Here is an 18,825-nt window from a genome sequence, read left to right as displayed (position 1 = left end):
TCGAAGGCTACGTGACGCCGGCGTCGATGCTGAGTTGCGCGGTGGGAAAAGCCAAGCGATCATGCACCAGCTTGGGTCCAACTCGATTGATAACGGCGGCACGCCGACAGCAAGGATGACCTAGCTTTGGCAAAGCGGCACAGACGCAGCCGCGCAGGCGGTGCTAGCTCAGCCCTCGGATCGCTGGTCCGTTGAGCACCGCGCCATCCGGCGCGAATTGGGAGCCGTGGCACGGACAATCCCAGCACTGCTCGGTAGAATTCCAGTGCACGATACAGCCGAGATGGCTGCAGCTTGCTGAATGCGTGTGCAGCTTGCCGTCGCGGTCGCGGCACACGGCGAGCTTGCTCAGGCCGTCGTGAATAACGCCCCCTTCCCCGGACTTGAGGTCCTCGGCCGACTTGACTTGTCCGGGCAGCAGATATTCGGCAAAGTTCTTCACCGCCGTGAGGTTCTCGCTGAGATAGTTCGCAAAGGCCGCGGGCGGCGTCCTGTCGGGCGCATAGACGGCTTCCCAAGAATTCGAGCCCTTGACGACCAGGTCCCTGATCAACAGCCCGGCCAACGCTCCGTGCGTTATGCCCTGACCGGAATCTCCGGTGGCGACGAAGACGTTTTTGCTTCCGGGGCTCCTGCCGATGAAGCCGCAATAGTCAATCGTGTCGAGGACCTGACCAGACCATCTCGCCGTTTCACCGCCTAGATCGGGGACCAACGCCCTGATCCAGGCTTCGAGGGCGGCGAAGCGTGCATCGCCGTCATCCGCTTCGCCTGATTTGTGATCACGACCCCCGACTATGAGATAGTTGGTTTTGCCGGAGCCAGGATTGAGACGGACATAATAGTAAGGGTCGTCCATGTCCCAGTAGAGTGCGTCCGAAAGAAGTCGCTTGGTGATCTCGAAGGCCATCGCATAGGTGCGGTAGGGCGCCATCTTGCTGTGGATCTTGACCCAGGTGTTGATCGGGGAATTCGTAGCAAACACCGCGTTGGAGGCCGTGATGGCGCCTCGCTCACATTTCAGGCGAACCTGATCGCCTTCCTCGATGTCGGTGACGGCGCTGTTGGCGAATGCCCTGCCGCCACGCTTCTCGAAATCCGCCAGGATAGCGCGAAGATATTTCAGCGGGTGGAAGGTGGCTTGATTGGGATAGCGCAAGACGGGCGCGGATTCATGGCCGTTGAGCGGAACCCCCTTGCTGCGCTCCACGATAGCGCCGACCTTGATCGCGGCGGCATACTCTTTGTCACATTGTTTGGCGGCTTCTTCATCATCCATCCACGCGGCCGGGAAAAGAAACCCATCCAGCCGCCGAAAATCGCAGTCGATCGCCAGGTTGCCGACAAGCTCTTCGATGCGGTCGACGGCGGCTTGCTGACTTTCCTGAAATCCGCGCGCCAGCTCTTCGCCGCGCATCTCCACCAGTGCCCCCAGGCCGTCGTCGCAGACGGGCGCCAAATGGGCGGTCGTGCGAGAGGTCATGCCGCCGAGCAAGGGGCCGCGATCCACGAGCACAACGTTGCGACCGGCCAGGACGAGCTCATAGGCGATCGAAACCCCTGCGATACCGGCGCCAACCACGGCCACGTCGCAGTGCTCGTCCTGTTGCAAGCGAGGAGCGGTAGGGAACTTGGTGTCAAGCATCCAAACGGATTTGGTCGCCTCGCCGCTGACGTTCATGACTCACTCTTTGACGTAAGCGCCTGGTCGGCGACCTGCCTTGGGCGCCTTTGCATCTTTCGAATGTTCCGAGATGGCAGGACCGGCTCCAGACGTCTTTTCTGTTGCTGGACTCGGGGTCGCCTCTTTCCCTGGATTCTGGCGGGCGGACCGTTGGGGGCTGTCTTCCCCTTGACCGGCTGGCCTCGTCAGGCCGATCCCGCTCGGCGGCTTCTTGTTGCCCGCCGCATCTTGCGAGAAATCATCCGACGGGTCGGCGTCTTTCATTGCCGGATATTTTGTGGCACCCGTTTCGCGACGGTTTTCATCGCCTGTCATAGCTCAGTGCTCCTGAGATGAGGATCATGAGGATCAACCCGCTGATCAGCGGCAAGTTCCCTTATGCCGACTTGCGGGTTACCTTTGACTTGGGACCTGCTTTGATGCCTTCCTTGGCAAGGCTCTTGCGCAGCACCGACGCGAGGTCGACGACGTTCTCTTTAGGCCTTGGTGCCGGTTTCGGCGGCTTCTTGCCCTTGCGCTTTGCGTCGATCATTGCAACGAGCGCATCCTCGTAGGTGTCCTCGAATTTCGATGGATCGAATTTGGTCACCTTCTTGTCGATCAGCAGGCCGGCGATCTCGAGCAGGTCCTGATCATATTTAGGACTCTTCAGATCGTCGAAGACGGTCTTTTCCGGGATCATTTCGTCATGGGTGCGCAGCTCTGTAAGCAGCATGCCTTTGCCGAAGGGTTGAATCACCACTTCCCGCCCGCGCTGGTAAAGCACCACACAGGATCTGGCCGCTACGCGCTTTTTTGCCATGGCTTCTCGCAGCACCGAAAACGCTTCGACAGCCGCGCCATCGGCAGGGATGACGTAGTAAGGTTTTTCCAAATAACGCGTGTCGATGTCGTCGAGAGCAACGAATTCCTCGACCTCCAGGGTGTGGGCGGACGTCAGCTTGAGCTTTTTGATGTCGTCGGGCGGAACTTCGATGAATTCCCCCTTTTCGACCTCGTATCCCTTCGTCTGGTCTTCTGCCTCGACGATGTCGCCGGTCTCCTCATCGACGTAGGCGCTCTTTACCGGAAGACCGTCCTTCCGGTTGAGAATCTTGAAATGGATTTTCGAGGCTTCGCTGGTCGCGCCGACCAGCTTCACGCCGCAGGAGACCGAACCAACTTTCAGGAAGCCTTTCCAAACCGCCCGCGGCGCCGCCATTGTTGTTGCCTCGTTTTTCTGGAGCTCTACCGAAATACTCAGCAGCCGGAGAGGTTCCAAACCGCCGGTATTAGACTTGGCAGCCTCGCGAGGACAATGATCAAAACAGACATGGGATAGTGTGCCGACAATGCAGCACCAGCGATCAATTCGCGGCGGACTCAGCTTAGCAGCCTTCCGCCATCAGGGATCGCACCATGCGGACCACAACTGGATCGTAGGGGACTTTTTCGGTTCTGCTGTAGTTGATGGTGAAGAGCGCGGCACGGAGTCATTGCAGACGGCAATGGCACGGACATATCGGATCTGGCCATTGTTGATGCCCGAGTAACTGGCCCATCGCGGCGTGACGCGCCGATAGGTCAGCTTCCAGCCGGCCTTTTCGTCCTCAACCATCCGATGCTCGATCTCGGCCCGAAAACTGGCCTGGCCGAGCCTAGCGCCCCACACGGCGAGAAAGGCTTCGTTTGCGCCCTGAAAAGCCGCCCCGGTCCGAGCGCTGGGTCAAGACAAAGCCTGGGGGCACATCGAATGTGAAGCCAAACTGCCTGACCCCGAAGGCTGACACGCTTGCGCCTGGAGAAGCGTGCTGAAAAATAGGATCGATACGAAACTCAGCAGAAAGTGATCATCGGCGTGATTAGCGCCGCCTTATATAGCGTCCAGACGGAACAAGGTCGCTGACAAGAAAAAAGTTTGCGCCTGAGGCTGTTGAAGATGGCGCGAGGGGTCACCGGGAAGGAAGTCGCCTATCCAGTGGGACGGGACAAGGCGGTGAATTAGGTCAGCTCGATTAAATGCCTGATGACGTCATCGGTTTTGACGGGCTTCACAAGACGCTGAACGCCAGAAAATTCGCTTGGGACAATGGTCCGGTCATATCCGGTGACGAATATGAACGGGATACCGTGCGCCTTCAATTCGACCGCGACGGCGAAGGTCGCGGCACCACCCAGCTTTATGTCAACCGTGGCGCATTCGACGTCCTCGCTGGCGATTTTCCTCGAAGCATCTTGAGGATTGGCCACCGGACCAATTACCCTGCCGCCAGCTTCCCTGATCGCCTCTTCGAGTTCGGCTGCGATCAGATACTCGTCCTCGACGACAAGGACCCTGCGTCCCTGCAGGGGCGCTGCCGGCTTGAATTGGCCTGAATTAATGGAAACGACAGAACATAACATCGACGCCCCCTTTTGGGTTGTCGGGTCACGAAGATAGCCTATACCTGTTGGGGGGATTTGCGAGTCATTTGGTGAGAACCGAATAGCCCGGCTGCTCAGCAGCATGACCGAGCGACAGGACCGGTGCCGGGCTATCCAGTAAAGCCCGTTGCAGGGGTTGGTTGGCAACGGGATTTTCGACATGGTACGCGTGATAGGCGGCGCAGTTCCCGACAATTTTAGACTTGGGGGCTGTCAACCTACGTCCATTTGAGGGGCGCCCGTTCCCTGTGCACTGCGCCTTGTCTGGACAAAGTCGCATATGAGGAGGGGGCGAGCCGCGCTCGCATGGAAAACCGGAACTGGGCCGTAGGCAACGCGTTGATCGGCAGTTGCGTGGGGTCGATGCCCTACCGGGCGATGCTCCACACTTCCCAAATGACCTGGAGCCAGTGATCCGGTCGCCTATAGTGCGGGTAATCCAATAAGTGCCGCTGTCGTGTTCGGTCAATCATTTCGACACCAAGCAGCTCGTTTTCCCTGATCCTAAAGGCGGTCGTTTTCAGCCACGCCGTCGAGTTACCGCTGTCTGATTACCGGTGGCCATAGATTCGAGCACAACCGTTCCCCGACCTCGGAGTGGGCGTGCAGGAATTGTGGCGGGCGGGCGCAGGGGGCGGCCGAGGCTGATTCCAAATCACGAAATATTTCCGTCGGAACAGAGCGCGAGGGCCACAGTTGAGTATGGTTAGGAAAAACTTACCAACAAGGCAGGAGAAGAACATGGCCAATCAAGGCGGAAATCGCGAACAGCATGTGAAGGCAGGACAGCAGAGCCGGAAAAACACCGGGGATGAGGATCGGCGCCGCGGCAGCGGCGGCGAGCAGCAGCGCGACGACGACAGGCGGGGTCAGCAGCAGGCCGATGACAAGCAACGCGGTGGCCAACAGCGCGGCGGCAGCGGCAACTTTGCTGACGACCGCGAGAAGGCTTCGGAAGCCGGTCGCAAAGGTGGTCAGTCTTGAGAGAGGAAGCGGCGCTCCCAGGCGCCGCTTCTTCTTAGCCATTCAGAAGGAGAAAACGCAATGCCGACGAAATCGGAAAACGGTTTGGAAACCCTGTTTGTGGATGGTCTGAAGGACCACTATTACGCGGAAAAGAAGATCCTGAAGACATTGCCGAAGCTGGCGAAGGCCGCACAATCCGAACAGGTAGGCGCTGCATTCGAGAAACATCGGATGGAAACAGAACGCCAGGTAGAACGGCTCGAACAGGTTTTCGAGCAACTCGGCAAACCTGCCAGAGGCAAGACGTGTCCGGCCATCGACGGCATTCTGGAAGAAGGCTCGGAGATTCTCGAGGAGTATAAGGGGGCGCCCGCCCTCGATGCCGGCCTTGTAGGTGCCGCACAGTCGGTTGAGCATTATGAGATTGCCCGCTACGGGACGCTCATCGCCTGGGCGGAACAACTCGGCATGAAGGATGCCCTCCCGCTGTTGCGCGAAACCCTCAAAGAAGAGACGGCGACCGACGAAGCGCTCAGCGCTTTGGGCGAGAGCGATGCCAACGAGCGCGCCCTGCAAGCGGCCTGACCACCCTCGACAGCGGCTCCGGCGCTTGTCCGGAGCCGCATGGTGCTACGATGAACATACCGATGCCACCCAACCTCCCGATTGAACAACCAGCTAGTGTGATGTTACCGGCAGCATCGGCGGCCGAAGCCGTCTCGGAACGTCAACGATGCATAATGATCCTGCAGGAACGAGCGCGCGTCTTTGAACGACTAAAACTGTTCAATGTTTCACGCGCTCTGTCGTCAGTTGCTGAAGAGATAGCAACCGCTGACATCAGGAGGAAAATCTCATGACTGACGACAAGAGCAAACGTGACTATCACGACCGCGACCGCGTGTCGGGGGATGAAGAATACGAGGTAGGCTACCTCGCCAGCAGGTTCGGTCTAACGATCCCGGAGGTTCGCGAGCTTATCAGGAAGCACGGGAATGACCGCGGGACGCTGGAGCGCGCAGCCGAACAGCTCGGCAACAGGTAGATGGCCATCGACTTTGCAAAATGACCAAGCTTTCCGATCTAGGGCCGCCGATTACCGGCGCGCGACACGGCAGTCAGCCGGCTAGCGAAGGCGACCATTTTGTGTGCGGTCAAGCGGTCGGCTGGCGCGACCTGCGGCAAGTCATTTGGCATGAGCAGCCCAAACACCGGCGGTTGGATGTCGACTCCTAAGTGCCAGTCGGGTGTCAAGCCTAGGTCTTCTTCACAGGCTTCGGCTCAGTGGCTTGTTTTGCTTTGCGCAAATCCTTCAACCTTCTGGTCCTTTCAGCGCGCGCCGCTGCCTCCATCTTGATAATTTCACGCGCAGCCCTACTCGTTCGGTCTATTCGTTGGTCTAGTTCTGAATGGGTCTTTGCTGTCATCGTCATCCCAGGCGGCCACGGCCGCATCATATTGCACAAACGAAGCCCGCACCGGGAGGGACCGGAGCGGGCTCCATTTCGGGCTAGCTGCCCGAGGCGGCGCCACGGAGTTGTGATCTGGAATGCGCCGCCAACATGAAAACCGCGAGGCGGCCGCATTGTTCCGGCATGAAAAAGCCCGCGCTACGGAGGAACCGATAACGCGGGCCGGCTGATGTTTTTGCCCCACCAGCCTACGCCGAACTCCAAGCAGCCTCATCCGACGCAAGGGCCTAACTATTCGAACCCGCTAATGTTCCGAGCGCCCAGCCCGGAATCTTCCGGAACAGGGTCTCAGCCCCGGGGATCACCGGAAATATCCTGATGTGGGGTGCCATGATAGCGCGGTGCTTTTTATTGCCCTATTGATCATTCTCACGTTCGGACCGCCTGCCGCGGGATCGTAGGAGCATGAGGGCCGCATGCGCGCGGCGTGAACAGCATATGGCTTTCGTGGCCGCCTGCGTTATCTAATCGATTGGAAATCCGCAGTGGCGTCGTGCGCTTAGCCCAATATGCCGGCCCTCTTTTCGTTATAGGGCTGCTTGAGTTCGCCCACCATTTTAGCAAGTTCTGAGAACGGCGGAATCTCGGTTTCCGACTGAGCCAAGTTAGCCAACTGAAGCAGTCTCAGCGGAAAACACACAGCATCGCGATTTGACGGGGACATATCCTCGTAAAGCCGTGCGTCGTCCAACAGCGAATCCTCGGCATGTTGTAGGGCGCTGTCAATTTCGTCGATCGAAAGAACTCCCTTGTGAACCAGGAGATTGTTGATTGACGCAACGGACATGAGAAGGCCTTCAAGTTGCAAGTTGGCGACGTTCATCAGGTTTTCCTCCCAGATCGCCGAAAAGGTTTACAGCAGACCCTGTAGGGAGAAAACTGGGTTCAGGGAGAGATGTTCCCGGGAAAGCGAATTAATCTCGGCTGGCATTGCCTTGGTCGGAACGGAGCAACATGCCAGTCTCCTTTGCCGCAGCTTCGAAGGCTTTGCGTATGACCTGCGGGTCGATTGGATCGCCCTCCAGAGCTGACAGGCAAAGGATCATTGCCTTGTGCCATCCGGGGCCCCGCTTCGACCACTTGACGAGTTGCTCGGCCGCTTCCTGGACGTGGTTAACTTCATAACGCCTGTCCGGCCGGCCCGCTTGCACATAGACCGGAGAATAGAAGCGCCGCCTTGCCAGCGTGTGATTGAGCCTGCCGGCCTTGCCGGGGAGCAGCGCGCTCATACCTGAGAATGGACGCCGCGAATTTCTTGCGCGACCGCCTTCAACGCCCTGGCTACCGGGAACATTTTCTTTCGCTCAAAATGTAAGGCCTGCAGGTCGGCTATGTCGGCGCAGCGCTTGCGTTCCAAGCCGGCTTCTACCGCGGCTGGCTGAATTTGTGTCGCTTCCATGGTGACACTCTTCCTTCTAGAAACCCTCGGAAAACAAAACTCGGCAAGCGCGCAAAAGTTGCCGGAAATCGCGATCCTGATCGGGTGGGAACTGGTGCCCTAAACCAACGTTTGTTGCGCAGCATCATCCAAGGTTTGTGTCATGGAAAAGACGTTCAATCGAATGGCGGAAGTAGTTGCTCACGCCACAGGCAGGCCGTGGGCCTTCGCGCTTTGCTTGGGATCGGTTTTGACCTGGGCGGCCACAGGCCCAGTGTTTCAATACTCGGAGACCTGGCAACTGGTCATCAACACCGGAACCACCATCGTTACCTTTCTGATGGTCTTCTTGATTCAGAACACACAGAACCGCGATGGCGCCGCCATCCAGGCAAAGCTCGATGAGTTGATCCGGTCCGGCCAAGGCAAGAACGACTTTATCGGCATCGAGCATCTGACGGAGGAGGAGGTCGAAAAGTTCCGGACAGCGTGTGCCCAGGCCAAGCAAAGGAAACTGTCAGGAGATTTGTAGACTACGCGATTGCGAAGAAGCCGACGCGCGTCCTTCTCCGCGGTATCCCTGTGGCCGTGCAATCGCACCAGGCATGCGCTGGAACTTCATCTCTGGATGCACATTGAGCTGCAGGCGTGCGCATCAGCTAGGAGGCGCCCGCGTGGCCATATACACCAGATAAGCGGGGTTCATCCATGCAACTGGTTCGGACTGATGTCGGCGAGGCCATCGGGCACAATGGGCAGCCGGTCCTGCGCGTTTCGTTCTGTGGTGAGGGCGGCGAGCGAGTTAGCCTCGAACGCGGAGCCTCTTGCGGGCGATGCCGAGCTCCGCGCAATCGGTCGGGCCAAAGCGTTGCTAGTGCAGATCGCCACGTTTGATCGCGGCAGCATTGGCTTGGCGTGCCAATTCAGCGTCGGAAACGTTCATCTCGCTGACAGGCACAGATAACTGACTCAGGAGTCGTTTTGAGAGCCTTCTTTCGCAACAACGGGTTGACCATCGCTCTGGTCGCGATGTTCCTGTTTAGTGTGCTGGGCATGGTCTGGTCTGGCCAGGCTGCCAACAATGAGGAGCTGCGGGAGCACGGGGCGCCAGCTATCGGGCTGGTGGCATACCTGGAGAGCGGTGAGTTTCTCTCGGCCCTGTTCGAAAACTGGGAAAGCGAATTCCTGCAGATGTCGGCCTATGTGATGCTGACTGCGATGCTTTTTCAGCGCGGCTCAGCAGAATCCCGTAATCCCGTGGATCCGCATAGACCAAAGGACGAACTCGGCCTCGCGACCCGGAGGCGAAGGCCGATTTGGTCGTGGCTCTATTCCTACTCGCTGGGCATTGCTCTGGCCGTTCTGTTTATCGTCTCCTTTGCCCTCCACTGGTGGGGAAGCTTGGCGGCCGCAAACGAAGCAGCGCTCCGCCATGGGGAACAGCCTCAATCTCTGGCAGCCTATCTTCTCAACGCTCGGCTGTGGTTCGAATCCTTCCAGAACTGGCAGTCGGAATTCCTGTCTACGGCGGTCCTGGTTTTGCTTTCCATCTTCCTCCGACACAAGGGCTCCCCGGAATCGAAGCCGGTGAATGCGGCAAATTCCGACACGGGTGAGTAGAAAGCGGGGCGATACTAACTGATTCCCGAACAACCCGAGGCGGGGAGCGGGTGGAAAGAATAGGCGGTCAGCTCATTGTTCAAAGCTCGCCGGCAAAAGGTACGGCCATGCGCATCACATTGCCCTCGCAGGCGGTTTGAACGTCATGAGCATTGCGCCCGAACAAACGCCAACCGCCAGCGCATGCTGGCGCGGCGAGGGCGGTTGCGGGACGCCGCTGTACGGCTGTGGTGGCCTTGCCGGTGAAGGGCTGCACATTGCGGGCTATCAATCTTCGTGATCACCGGCGTATCGCCCTTGCGGAGGAACTTCAGGGCGCGGTCCATTTTCCTTTTCGACCCCCACTTTACGGCACACTCTGAAATAGGAATTGCAATGCCAAGCCCGAGAATTGACCAGCCTAGAATTGTAATTCCTGCGATCGTCAGAGGTATGGCTATGCCAAGAAGGCGCCACGAGGACTCCCAACCCCGCCAACTCACGGGCCGATCCAGCTTTAGGCCAGCTCCCATAAGGGCGACGATCACAACGAACTCTGTGAGACGCTCGGTTAGTATCCGGTTCTCCAGTGGGTTTACCCCTACGAGGAGAGAATGGTGACCAAACCCAAAGAACCCCGATCCCGATGCAAAGCATTGGCAACGAAAGCGGAAGCTTTCGGAGCAGTAAAGGTAGCCAGGCCGTAAGGAGCACGATTGCTCCAAAAACTGCCAAGAGGAGAGTATAGGACTGCATGTGGGGTTAGGGCGTTGAACGCATGCTCAAGGCGCCAAGCTGCTGCGAGCCCGAGCAGAAACAGGCTCCCCTCCTCACCCAACGTTCGACCCTCATGTCTTCCCCCGCCCCTTGGCTCGACCGAAGTTTATCGTAACACTGGCCTGGAGCCGCTATCCGAGACCACTTTCTACTGGTGCAGACGTTGTGCTCCATGACTTCTCGTGGAATATCCGCCACGTAACTTTGCTCGCAGCTTCGCTGCTGGCAGTGCGAGCAGCCTAGTCTTCACCAAAACGCTCGACCGCCAGTCATCGCCAAAAAGGCGCTCAGCGCGCGAGCCTATTTTCTGTTCACCCTCCTCTTTTCTGTTCACCCTCCTCGGCTTGTAGATCATAAGTTCCTGGTTTCGGCGCATATCGCCATTTCGGATCAATGACGAATGCACACCGCCCAGCCACAGGTGGCCGCGAAGGATAGAAGCCAGGATCGCAGGTGTGCCCGCATTAAGAGCGGTTAGTCTAACCGCCACAAACCTAGCAGTTCGCCTCAGTCTGCGGATCACACGCCTTTTTTTCTTGCTTCTGTGGCTTGGGTTTCACCGCCTGCTCCGGCTGCTGCTGCTCGGCGGCGGGTTGCTCCTTGGCCTTTTTCTGCGGCTTGGCCGCCTGCTCGGGCTCGCCCTGCTGCTGCTCGGCGGCGGGCTGCTCCTTGGCCTTTTTCTGCGGCTTTGCCGCCTGCTCGGGCTCGACCTGCTGCTGCTCGGCGGTGGGCTGCTCCTTGGCCCTTTTCTGCGGCTTGGCCGCCTGCTCGGGCTCGACCTGCTGCTGCTCGGCCGCAGGCTGTTCCTTGGCCTTTTTCTGCGGCTTGGCCGCCTGCTCGGGCTCGACCTGCTGCTGCTCGGCCGCAGGCTGTTCCTGCGTCTTTTTCTGCGGCTTGGCCGCCTGCTCGGGCTCGGCCTGTTCGGTCGTGGCAGCGCCTTCGGTCGGCTTCGATTTCCGGCCAGCCTGAACCTTCTTCACCTCCTCAATATCTTTGATCTCAGCTGGTTTGGCATCGGCATCGGCTTTCACCTCGCCTTCAAAGACCCTGACCGTATTGTTTTCCAATTTGCCAGACTGCTCGGGCGCGTCGGTCTTGCTGACCTTGACGACAGTCACCTCCTGGTTCGTCTCTTTCTCGATCACATCAACATCTATGACTTTGTTGATCACCACGTTGTTATGGATCGTCACATCGCCAACCGGCTCAGCCGCCTCGACAATGCGCACAATTTCCGGCTCATCACGGATAACGACGACAGAAATGTCCGCCGCAAGGAATTCGCGTGTGGGGACAACGACCCAGTAAAAATCCGGCGTCGCGTCGAAGGTCACCTCGATTGAAATCAAATCCGGATCACGACGCGGCGGTAGCGGAGCCCAAATCATGTGCTGCCTGTCACGACGCCAACTCACCCAGGCTGGCGCCCAACGAGTGCCCGGGACCCAGTACCAACCGATGTCGTCGGCATAGCCCCACCGGCCGTAATGGTACGTCGCCCAGCCGAATGGCTCGTCGGATACCCAGAGCCAGCCATACTGCTCGGTATAGACCCAGTGTCCAAGGGTATATGGACGCCAACCGTCAGGTACATCAGCCGGTACGAAAACGGCCGCTCCGTGGTACGAAACCCAATCACCATGGGAAGAAAGGTCCTGGTAGAATGTGCTGATTGAAACGTCGGTGGCAGCCCTTGCCTCGGACACGAGCGACAATGGCGTAATCGGGTTGGGAATCTCGACGATGGTGAGCAGACAGGCGGTTACGCCGCCCAGCATCAGTCGTACCGCATTTTGGGCAAGGACGCGTTTCATCCCAGTTTCCTCCGAAACAGATCGCCCTTCATCTTTGAAACCCGCCGGCTGTCGGATTGTTCCACTTTGCCAGCGTTGCCCGTATCCGCTCACGGCTTGGCATCCCAAACGCCCTAGCCAGCCTCCTTGTTGCTGCGAGGGAGGGAAGGTGCAAACTCGGGTAGCCTTTTCTGGCCTTCGAAAGGGCAGCGCGAAAGCAAATCATGGTTCAATCTGTGGGGCGGGTTCCGGCTCGCAAGATGTATGATCAGCTTGTCAGATCGCTATCCGGCGAGGACATCCGCGTCAGCCACATTGCAGCGCCCGGAACTAAAGGAGTACCCCGCGGTTCTCTTGGAAGGACAGCTAACCATGAGGATGCGGCAGTATGGTTGAACTTGTGGTTTTGGAACAGGCAGTCGCCAGGCAACGCTTGAAGCGAGCAGAAAAATCTCCCAAACAGGCAGAGGCAATGGTCGGCGAGATCTGCGGCCTCGCGGTTAGCCTCGCCCTTTGCGCCCGTATGCGGAGCCGCCAACGGCTCGCAGCCAGAAGGCGACTGCCGAAGGCCGTCCCGCCGACAAATGCACACTGAGGAGAGCAGTCGCGATGTTATTTGCACCTCTCAACATGGATGGCCGAAAGCGAAGCGCCATCTACCACGCAGCACGGCTTTCGATGCTGCACGAGCGGCTAGCCAAGAAGCTCGAACAGGTGGACCATGCAGCCGATCAGGTTGAACAGGCGGCGGCCGATTTGGTTGAGGCCGCGCATCAGCCCGCCGTCCTCGCCAGAGGCTGAACCACCGCTCATGTGCTTCGCCCAAGTCGAGCAGCATTTGTTCCCGAATTACCGGGCGTATCCCCTGCCCTATTCCTGGCAACAGCAACCAACCGGAGCACAGAACGCTTTGGATTCGAGTCGAGCCAGACAGCCCTGATTGAGCTGACACTGTTTTGCCCTGCCAGCGGTTTCCACATCGTGGATTCGATAGCGGTCGTCCTGGCACAGCTTTCCTCGGCCAAGGTAACGCCCTCCCCAAGTTGCACCTTGAGAGCGACCGTCGCTTGGTTCGCTCGGCACGTCTGCACTGCCGGGCCGCCGGTTGCTGCGATGCGCTCCAACAGTCGCAGGTCGAATAGCGGCCCCTCTGGCCCGACTGGAACGAGCAGGCACATTTCTGCAAGATCGGACCATGCGACCACGGGCCTGTCGACGAGCGAGTGAGACGACGGCAAGAGGACGAAGAGGCGCTCTTGCCAAAACACCTCGCTGCAACAGGAAGGGACGGCGCCAAAGTCGTGAGTGAACACGAGGTCGAGGTGGCGGCGGCGTATGGCTGACAGCCACCGCCCCGCGGGAACATCCTCGATGCTAAAGCTCACGTCCGGACAGAGGCTGCCGAAGCGAGCGATGATGCCTCTGAGGAATTCTCCTCCCCTCACACAACACAATCCAATCCGGAGCGTCTTTGCGTCCTTGTCTCCGACACGGTCATTGAAAGCGTCCAGCAAGCCTTCGTAGTGAGCTCGCACAACATCGATCCAGGCTCGACCCGGCTCCGTCAAACGAACCCCGCGGACATCGCGTTCGAACAATTGCACTTCCAAGTGTTGTTCGAGCTTGACGATGTTTCGGCTCACGGAGGATTCTCGAACCCTCATCGCCCTTGCCGCCCGCCTCAGGCTGCCATGATCGACCGCTGCAAGGGCGTAGGCCAGTAGCCGCAACGCGTTGCCGTTCGGCGTCATGCCTCGGGCGCTTTGCGGACAGAGATCGTGTCAGTTTCGGCGCAACGCGTTCGAATCTCTTCTTTGGTGCAAAAGGCAGGCAATAGGTTCCCTCCGTGCGCGCGGCTGAAGAAATTCGCCGAGGCACATTTCACGGGACGGCATGATCCGTTAGGCTTCGATACAAGCCCGCTTCGTAGACATACTCATGTGGAATGGCCGGGTCCGCCATCTGCGAGACGTACAGGTTAAGATTTTCCCGGCTGTTGCTCGCCGCAAGGCTGCAGAAATTTCCGCTGTTCCAGGTCATGACGCAGTGTTTGAAATGCGTCCCTACAGCGCGCGACATCTCCTCAAGCGTCACCTCGTTGTTGAACATCGTGGTCAGCACGGCGGTCTTCTTTGCCTCGATCTGCTCTAGCTGGAAGTAGCGAGCCTTGAAGCCAAAATCCTTCTGGCACTCGCGGCGCTGATAGTCGCTGTCCTCAACCGCCCGAAATTTCTCGAGGAATACGAAGATGCCTCCTTCCTTGAGATGCTGCGCCACGAACTCAATCTGTTTAGGTCTGTTCGGCGAGTACATTTGAAAGGTGGTATCTTCGAGGATTATATCGAATCCGGAAGCGAATTTGCCCAATCGGGCGTTTGAATTGAGGACGGCCTTGGTCAGCCGATGGAACGGGCCGACAAAGAACTCGGCGTCTGGCGGTTCGCCATATGCCATGAAGCACTTGTAGTTTTCCGCGTTAGGACTGCAGGAGAGGCTGTGGATTTGCCCGCGGGACAACTCCGACAGTGTTCTCGCCATGGTGCCCTCCGCTGTGCCAAGGCTATATAACGACAGCGGGGCACCGCGAATTCGTGCATATCTCAGCACGCCGTGGGCCATCCGACACTCCTCCTCCAGCCGGTAGGGAATGCTGCTGTGATAGTGCTGATCGAAGAAGCCTTGTCGTGCCGCATGCAAGCTGATCAAGTCGCGAATGAGGTTATCGTTCGGAAGAAGCCTGGAATCGACCTCGGGCTTGCGTGTAGGCATTCCGCTTTCGCCGGCTGCCGTCGTCGCGAAAAAGCCCGACAGTTCGTTGATCCGCGGGCCGTGGTCGCATTCGGCCAGAAAGTCGTCGAGTCCTCGCATCGAATTGTGCCTCCCACTACCCGTGTGATCGGTGAGATGCCTCAACTCGACAACGGCACGAAGATTAGCGCCGAGTAATATTCTTGGTGGTCGAGTATCAGCGGAGGCGACGAATAGAATGGCCTTGTAGAAGCGGCTTCCATCGAATTGCGATTTTTTCGCTCGCGCCACATCAACCGACAACTCTGAATTATTTGTGAGTTGTTCAACAACCTATGGTTATGCACAAACAGGAGGATGAGTAGTCTCCGAAGGAGTCGCTTCGATTGGCGGATATTTTTTGCCTCGACCCGACCACATTGCGCCGCTCGCGGCACCGAACCCTTGCTCACCAATATGAGAGCTGGGGGAACATACGCGCAGACTTAATTAAGAGAACGGGTTTAGAGCGGCAAGAAACGAGAATTGCCCACCCCCGGCATATGTTCTTGATGAACTTGAAGGGTGCCGCCCGGCGCGGCGAAGACTTCGTCGACGGTCGCCGGGTTTCTTTCTCGGCCAGGCGGCCCGGTTCGATTATCTACATCCCTGCCGGCAGCGAATGGACTGGTTGGGATGAGGGCGACGCAATCGCCTCCTACCTCCTCGTGTCGATCGCGCAGGAGTTCGCAGACGAGACCTTCCAAGGATTTGCACCCGATTGCCTGACGGGACTGCCCCCGTGGATCGGATTTCGTGACAACACCATAGAAGTGGCGTTGCAGAGAATAGCCGCCGAGCTCAGGTTTCCTGATCCGATAAGCAAGACGATGGTGGAGAGTCAGGTCACGCAATTGTTCGTGCAAATGGTCAGGTTGAACCGAACCGGCCGCAAGCCGGCAAAAGGCGGTCTCTCGACTTTCGATCTCAAGCGCGTCGTGGGAATGATTGAGGCATTCCCAGACGCCAAACCCACGCTGGCCGATCTAGCAAAAGAGCTAGGTATCAGCCGGTTTCATTTCAGCAGGGCGTTCAAGCAGTCGACTGGAATGACGCCGCATGCGTTCATCGCGCAGCGCCGGTTGGTACAGTCCGCGGACATGTTGCGGTCGACGGATTTGTCGGCGACAAAAATCGCGATGGAATGCGGCTTCGCAAGCTCAAGCCACCTCACGACCGCGTTCAAACGCGCCTTTGGCACGAACCCGATAGAGTTTCGGCGCAAGTCCAGGATCTAGCCCGAGCCCCTATTATTTCAGCAAGGAATTGAAAGGCTCGGCATCCCGTTAAATCAGACATCGCCGGAGTGGGCATGACATGCGGTCAATGGATGGGTGGGCCGCCGATGTCACGCGAAGTTCGGTTTCATTATGCCAAAGGAACGCTCCGTGAGCCCCGCGCCTTCATTGGCTTCCTTGCCAGTGCGTTGTCCGCGTCTGTCGGACGAAACGGCTACTACATCGCATGCTCATGGACCCTCGTCGAAGCAGGGTATGGAAGCGCGAGTGTCGCGACGTTGCTCGTGATCGTCAGCGTTGTCGAATTTGTCGCGAGCCCCCTGGCTGGCGCAATGGCGGATCGGTTTGACAGACGACTGCTGAACATCGCAGCGGACGTTAGTCGCTTTGCCGTCATGCTCGCCACAGCCTGCGCGCTTCCCTATCTGGACTTGTTTCCAGCGATCTGGTGTTCAGCGATTCCCTTTGCGCTATGTGACCGAGTTGCACTTACGAGTTCGCAGTCAATGATCCCTCTCGTTGCGGGAGGCGATCTGACAGCTTCATATTCCATTGTCTTCTTCGTCACGCAGTTCGGATGTCTTGCGGCAGCGCTGCTCGTGGGTGCGTTGCCAAACGACCATTCCGCTACCCTGGTGTTCGTCCTCCTTGCCGTATGTTTTCTTGTTTCGGCGGGAAGCTTGTCCTGCATTCGTGGCGGCTCGGCGTCTGGCGAACGCAAAGTCAACGGGCTTGTTCTCAATATTGACGGGCGCCTGGTTCGTCTCTTCGCCGTCTACGCGCTCCTATATGGAGGCGCGGTGTTGGTCAGCGTGATGGGATCTAGCTTCGTTTTCGTAGAACAGAAGGGCACCGCCGCGGACTTCGCTCGCGTCGAGGCAGCCTGGTCGGCGGGTTCTCTGATCGGAGCGGCACTGCTCAGTCGGCTGACAGGAACGATAAGTCCTCATACATTGCACCTCATGGTTTTAGGCTTAACAGCGCTCGCGCTAATGGCGCTGGTACTTCTGCGCGCGCCCTGGACATTGACCATGTTTGCCGCGCTTGGGTTTCTCTGCAATCTGGGCCGGGTCAGCGTCGAGGTCACACTGCAGTCGCGTGTACCCGATAAGGCCTTGGGCAGGGCCAAAGGTGCCATGCACAGCCTCGCAGTCGGGCTTGGGTTTGTCATTTTCAGTATCGCAACCGTTTTGGGAGACCAGGCCTTTCCGTCGACGATTTTCCTCGGTTTCGCTGTGGTGCTTCTGTTCGGCGTTTCTGCCTTGAGCATCAACGTCGCTCGGCAAGAGGGGGATCCATGAACGTGCATGAGCTAGCAGGAGCCGCAGGAGCGAAACAGGCCGCACTCAGATCGCTGGCGACACTCTACCCGTGGATGCAACACTACTATTCCCGTCCGATCCGCGACTACGCGGCCAGGCTGTACGAGGCACCAGTTTCGACAGCCATGCCTGAAAGTCGGCAATACGCTCTGGCCAAGCTGCTCGACGCGATCAAAAACGCGGGGAAGCGAAATGGATTGCCGATCGGCGCGGTCGCAGAAATCTGCAGGGAATTTGAAGAGCGTCGCGTTTTGCAGACGGGTCCTCACCTGCTGCTCCTGATGGACCCGGAGGCTTACTACACTCACATCCTTAGCCTCGTGGGCCTCTCGGCGCATGGCTGCTCTACCTACCTGTCCTATGCCGTTTCCACGGTGAGCCTCGTTGAAAGGGCTCGCAAGGGCCCGGGCTGGCTCACAATTGATCAGACGCCGATCAACGTCTTCGGCCTCACTCGAAGCCGCATGATCGGGTACAGCCTTCTGACTGGGCCTGGAGCCTATCGGTTCGAACTGGTGCCTGCGGAACAAGGCGCTGAGCCAGCCGCGCTTGCGGTACTTCACAATCTTCTGCCGAAGGGCCAATTCGAACGGCCAGCACATGCCATAAAGGAAGCCAATTGCAGCCTGTGGCCGAAGCTGTTTGGAAGCCGCTTTACGTTCTTGCAGATTGACGACGAGGATATTGCCGACCTGGTGGCGGACCATCTGTCGGAAAAGAACTCCTGGCTGCGTACGAGGCTGCTGGAAGACCCAAGGCTCGCGTTGAATATGCTTGCAGAGATCGACAGGCTTGCAGACGGCCCCTGGAGTGGCTGGCTCGCGCGCGGTACCGACTTCTTCTGGTTCTATCAAAACGGCAGGCGCCTGCCACTGCGGCTGGTCGCTGGCGAACTCGTCAATCCGGCAACAGGGTTGAAGATGGTTCGCTTCGAGGCTTCCGAAATCATCGAGCGGTTGGCCGACCGCAGTCTAATTCCGAATCTCCTCCTCATGTTTCTGGTCGTGTCGGTCCTGCCGGGCGTCCGCGCGCTCGGAGGCAGTCATCAGCCGGTCTACTACCCCCTCATGCGCTATGTGGTCTGCCGCGCACTCGAGGCTGGAGATGTGGATGCCGATCTGCGGGAGGCTCTCGTGGCCGATGATCTACCTGGCGCTTGGGGACACCGAGTAATTGAGTGCGATGACGATCTCTTGGACATTTTTCGAAACGGAGACATGGCCGTGTCCAGCGATATCATGGACCGGCTCGGAAAAATTCCCTTCGCAAAAGCCTGTGGAAGTATGACCAGTTTCGTTTCGGACGCGTCGTGGCAAGAGCTTAGCAGACAGTTGGGCGAGCAGGCGATCTCCCCCACTGATGCGGAATGGGCCTTTTCCTGAGCAAAAGCAGTACGCGCAGGACAT

The 18,825-nt window shown here is 58.3% G+C and carries 18 protein-coding genes and 1 pseudogene; 9 read left to right on the top strand and 10 right to left on the bottom strand.

The window, feature by feature from the left end; all coding sequences use genetic code 11:
• Nucleotides 1-163: 163 nt before the first annotated feature.
• From EN745_RS00980 to EN745_RS36700, 4 genes are all read right to left on the bottom strand, one after another.
• Entirely contained in the window at nt 164-1,681 is a 1,518-nt protein-coding gene (locus EN745_RS00980; protein ID WP_127420342.1) for an FAD-dependent oxidoreductase, read from the bottom strand.
• Nucleotides 1,682-1,684: 3 nt separating this feature from the next.
• The gene (locus tag EN745_RS00975) at nt 1,685-1,999 is read right to left on the bottom strand and encodes a hypothetical protein (protein WP_126056296.1); all 315 of its coding nucleotides are present in this window, start codon (nt 1,997-1,999) and stop codon (nt 1,685-1,687) included.
• A gap of 61 nt (nt 2,000-2,060) precedes the next feature.
• Nucleotides 2,061-2,885, bottom strand: coding sequence for a Ku protein (locus EN745_RS00970; RefSeq protein ID WP_127420341.1), 825 nt, complete (start codon nt 2,883-2,885; stop codon nt 2,061-2,063).
• 183 nt (nt 2,886-3,068) lie between these two features.
• Nucleotides 3,069-3,281: a hypothetical protein gene (locus tag EN745_RS36700; RefSeq protein ID WP_245487583.1), complete on the bottom strand. Its 213-nt coding sequence runs from the start codon at nt 3,279-3,281 to the stop codon at nt 3,069-3,071.
• Nucleotides 3,282-3,682: 401 nt separating this feature from the next.
• Between EN745_RS36700 and EN745_RS36695 the strand changes: the two genes are divergently transcribed.
• The 4 genes and pseudogenes from EN745_RS36695 to EN745_RS00945 all read left to right on the top strand — a co-directional run bounded on the left by EN745_RS36695 (nt 3,683) and on the right by EN745_RS00945 (nt 6,098).
• Entirely contained in the window at nt 3,683-4,039 is a 357-nt protein-coding gene (locus EN745_RS36695; RefSeq protein WP_245455596.1) for a hypothetical protein, read from the top strand.
• A 951-nt stretch (nt 4,040-4,990) separates the two neighbouring features.
• Nucleotides 4,991-5,065 (top strand): annotated as a pseudogene (locus EN745_RS36690) (KGG domain-containing protein); the annotation flags it as partial.
• Nucleotides 5,066-5,131: 66 nt separating this feature from the next.
• Complete coding sequence (locus EN745_RS00950; RefSeq protein ID WP_127420340.1) at nt 5,132-5,638, top strand: ferritin-like domain-containing protein; 507 nt, start codon at nt 5,132-5,134, stop codon at nt 5,636-5,638.
• Between the two features lie 271 nt (nt 5,639-5,909).
• A complete protein-coding gene (locus tag EN745_RS00945; protein WP_126056301.1) occupies nt 5,910-6,098 on the top strand; it encodes a DUF3606 domain-containing protein in 189 nt (62 codons plus the stop codon).
• A gap of 926 nt (nt 6,099-7,024) precedes the next feature.
• Here EN745_RS00945 and EN745_RS00940 read toward each other — a convergent pair.
• The 3 genes from EN745_RS00940 to EN745_RS35865 form a co-directional block, all read right to left on the bottom strand.
• The gene (locus tag EN745_RS00940; protein ID WP_126056302.1) at nt 7,025-7,348 is read right to left on the bottom strand and encodes a hypothetical protein; all 324 of its coding nucleotides are present in this window, start codon (nt 7,346-7,348) and stop codon (nt 7,025-7,027) included.
• A 91-nt stretch (nt 7,349-7,439) separates the two neighbouring features.
• Nucleotides 7,440-7,754 carry a DUF982 domain-containing protein gene (locus EN745_RS00935; RefSeq protein WP_127420339.1) on the bottom strand — a complete coding sequence of 105 codons (315 nt, stop codon included), beginning with the start codon at nt 7,752-7,754 and terminating at the stop codon, nt 7,440-7,442.
• Nucleotides 7,751-7,924, bottom strand: coding sequence for a hypothetical protein (locus EN745_RS35865; protein WP_189362920.1), 174 nt, complete (start codon nt 7,922-7,924; stop codon nt 7,751-7,753). The genes EN745_RS00935 and EN745_RS35865 overlap by 4 nt, the downstream gene beginning before the upstream one ends.
• Nucleotides 7,925-8,066: 142 nt before the next feature.
• On the opposite strand from EN745_RS35865, the gene EN745_RS00930 reads away from it, so the two are divergent.
• Both EN745_RS00930 and EN745_RS00925 read left to right on the top strand, forming a co-directional pair.
• Nucleotides 8,067-8,435, top strand: a complete 369-nt coding sequence (locus EN745_RS00930) for a low affinity iron permease family protein (protein WP_126056304.1) — start codon at nt 8,067-8,069, stop codon at nt 8,433-8,435.
• A 449-nt stretch (nt 8,436-8,884) separates the two neighbouring features.
• Nucleotides 8,885-9,523 (top strand): DUF6766 family protein, encoded by a 639-nt coding sequence (locus EN745_RS00925; protein WP_126056305.1) that lies wholly within the window; start codon nt 8,885-8,887, stop codon nt 9,521-9,523.
• Nucleotides 9,524-10,773: 1,250 nt separating this feature from the next.
• On the opposite strand, the gene EN745_RS00915 is transcribed toward EN745_RS00925, so the two are convergent.
• From EN745_RS00915 to EN745_RS00895, 3 genes are all read right to left on the bottom strand, one after another.
• Complete coding sequence (locus EN745_RS00915) at nt 10,774-12,093, bottom strand: DUF6600 domain-containing protein (protein WP_127420338.1); 1,320 nt, start codon at nt 12,091-12,093, stop codon at nt 10,774-10,776.
• 788 nt (nt 12,094-12,881) lie between these two features.
• The gene (locus EN745_RS00900; RefSeq protein WP_127420336.1) at nt 12,882-13,823 is read right to left on the bottom strand and encodes a LysR family transcriptional regulator; all 942 of its coding nucleotides are present in this window, start codon (nt 13,821-13,823) and stop codon (nt 12,882-12,884) included.
• Nucleotides 13,824-13,953: 130 nt separating this feature from the next.
• Nucleotides 13,954-14,940, bottom strand: a complete 987-nt coding sequence (locus EN745_RS00895; RefSeq protein ID WP_127420335.1) for a class I SAM-dependent methyltransferase — start codon at nt 14,938-14,940, stop codon at nt 13,954-13,956.
• Nucleotides 14,941-15,206: 266 nt separating this feature from the next.
• Between EN745_RS00895 and EN745_RS00890 the strand changes: the two genes are divergently transcribed.
• From EN745_RS00890 to EN745_RS00880, 3 genes are all read left to right on the top strand, one after another.
• On the top strand, nt 15,207-16,097 hold the full coding sequence (locus EN745_RS00890; protein WP_245487582.1) for an AraC family transcriptional regulator: 891 nt from the start codon (nt 15,207-15,209) through the stop codon (nt 16,095-16,097).
• 107 nt (nt 16,098-16,204) lie between these two features.
• A complete protein-coding gene (locus EN745_RS00885; protein ID WP_189362919.1) occupies nt 16,205-17,398 on the top strand; it encodes an MFS transporter in 1,194 nt (397 codons plus the stop codon).
• A complete protein-coding gene (locus tag EN745_RS00880) occupies nt 17,395-18,801 on the top strand; it encodes a hypothetical protein (RefSeq protein ID WP_127420334.1) in 1,407 nt (468 codons plus the stop codon). The genes EN745_RS00885 and EN745_RS00880 overlap by 4 nt, the downstream gene beginning before the upstream one ends.
• Nucleotides 18,802-18,825: the final 24 nt, after the last annotated feature.

The sequence above is a fragment of the Mesorhizobium sp. M4A.F.Ca.ET.022.05.2.1 genome, from assembly GCF_003998845.1.
Classification (GTDB): Bacteria; Pseudomonadota; Alphaproteobacteria; order Rhizobiales; family Rhizobiaceae; genus Mesorhizobium.
Note: the sequence above shows the minus strand (reverse complement) of the source record. Positions and strands in the feature narration are given on the sequence as shown.

Coding starts and splice junctions, on each gene's coding strand:
- EN745_RS00980 (WP_127420342.1), bottom strand. CDS start 1,681: ATGAACGTCAGCGGCGAGGCGACCAAATCCGTTTGGATGCTTGACACC.
- EN745_RS00975 (WP_126056296.1), bottom strand. CDS start 1,999: ATGACAGGCGATGAAAACCGTCGCGAAACGGGTGCCACAAAATATCCG.
- EN745_RS00970 (WP_127420341.1), bottom strand. CDS start 2,885: ATGGCGGCGCCGCGGGCGGTTTGGAAAGGCTTCCTGAAAGTTGGTTCG.
- EN745_RS36700 (WP_245487583.1), bottom strand. CDS start 3,281: ATGGTTGAGGACGAAAAGGCCGGCTGGAAGCTGACCTATCGGCGCGTC.
- EN745_RS36695 (WP_245455596.1), top strand. CDS start 3,683: ATGCCTGATGACGTCATCGGTTTTGACGGGCTTCACAAGACGCTGAAC.
- EN745_RS00950 (WP_127420340.1), top strand. CDS start 5,132: ATGCCGACGAAATCGGAAAACGGTTTGGAAACCCTGTTTGTGGATGGT.
- EN745_RS00945 (WP_126056301.1), top strand. CDS start 5,910: ATGACTGACGACAAGAGCAAACGTGACTATCACGACCGCGACCGCGTG.
- EN745_RS00940 (WP_126056302.1), bottom strand. CDS start 7,348: ATGAACGTCGCCAACTTGCAACTTGAAGGCCTTCTCATGTCCGTTGCG.
- EN745_RS00935 (WP_127420339.1), bottom strand. CDS start 7,754: ATGAGCGCGCTGCTCCCCGGCAAGGCCGGCAGGCTCAATCACACGCTG.
- EN745_RS35865 (WP_189362920.1), bottom strand. CDS start 7,924: ATGGAAGCGACACAAATTCAGCCAGCCGCGGTAGAAGCCGGCTTGGAA.
- EN745_RS00930 (WP_126056304.1), top strand. CDS start 8,067: ATGGAAAAGACGTTCAATCGAATGGCGGAAGTAGTTGCTCACGCCACA.
- EN745_RS00915 (WP_127420338.1), bottom strand. CDS start 12,093: ATGAAACGCGTCCTTGCCCAAAATGCGGTACGACTGATGCTGGGCGGC.
- EN745_RS00900 (WP_127420336.1), bottom strand. CDS start 13,823: ATGACGCCGAACGGCAACGCGTTGCGGCTACTGGCCTACGCCCTTGCA.
- EN745_RS00895 (WP_127420335.1), bottom strand. CDS start 14,940: ATGCGAGGACTCGACGACTTTCTGGCCGAATGCGACCACGGCCCGCGG.
- EN745_RS00885 (WP_189362919.1), top strand. CDS start 16,205: ATGTCACGCGAAGTTCGGTTTCATTATGCCAAAGGAACGCTCCGTGAG.
- EN745_RS00880 (WP_127420334.1), top strand. CDS start 17,395: ATGAACGTGCATGAGCTAGCAGGAGCCGCAGGAGCGAAACAGGCCGCA.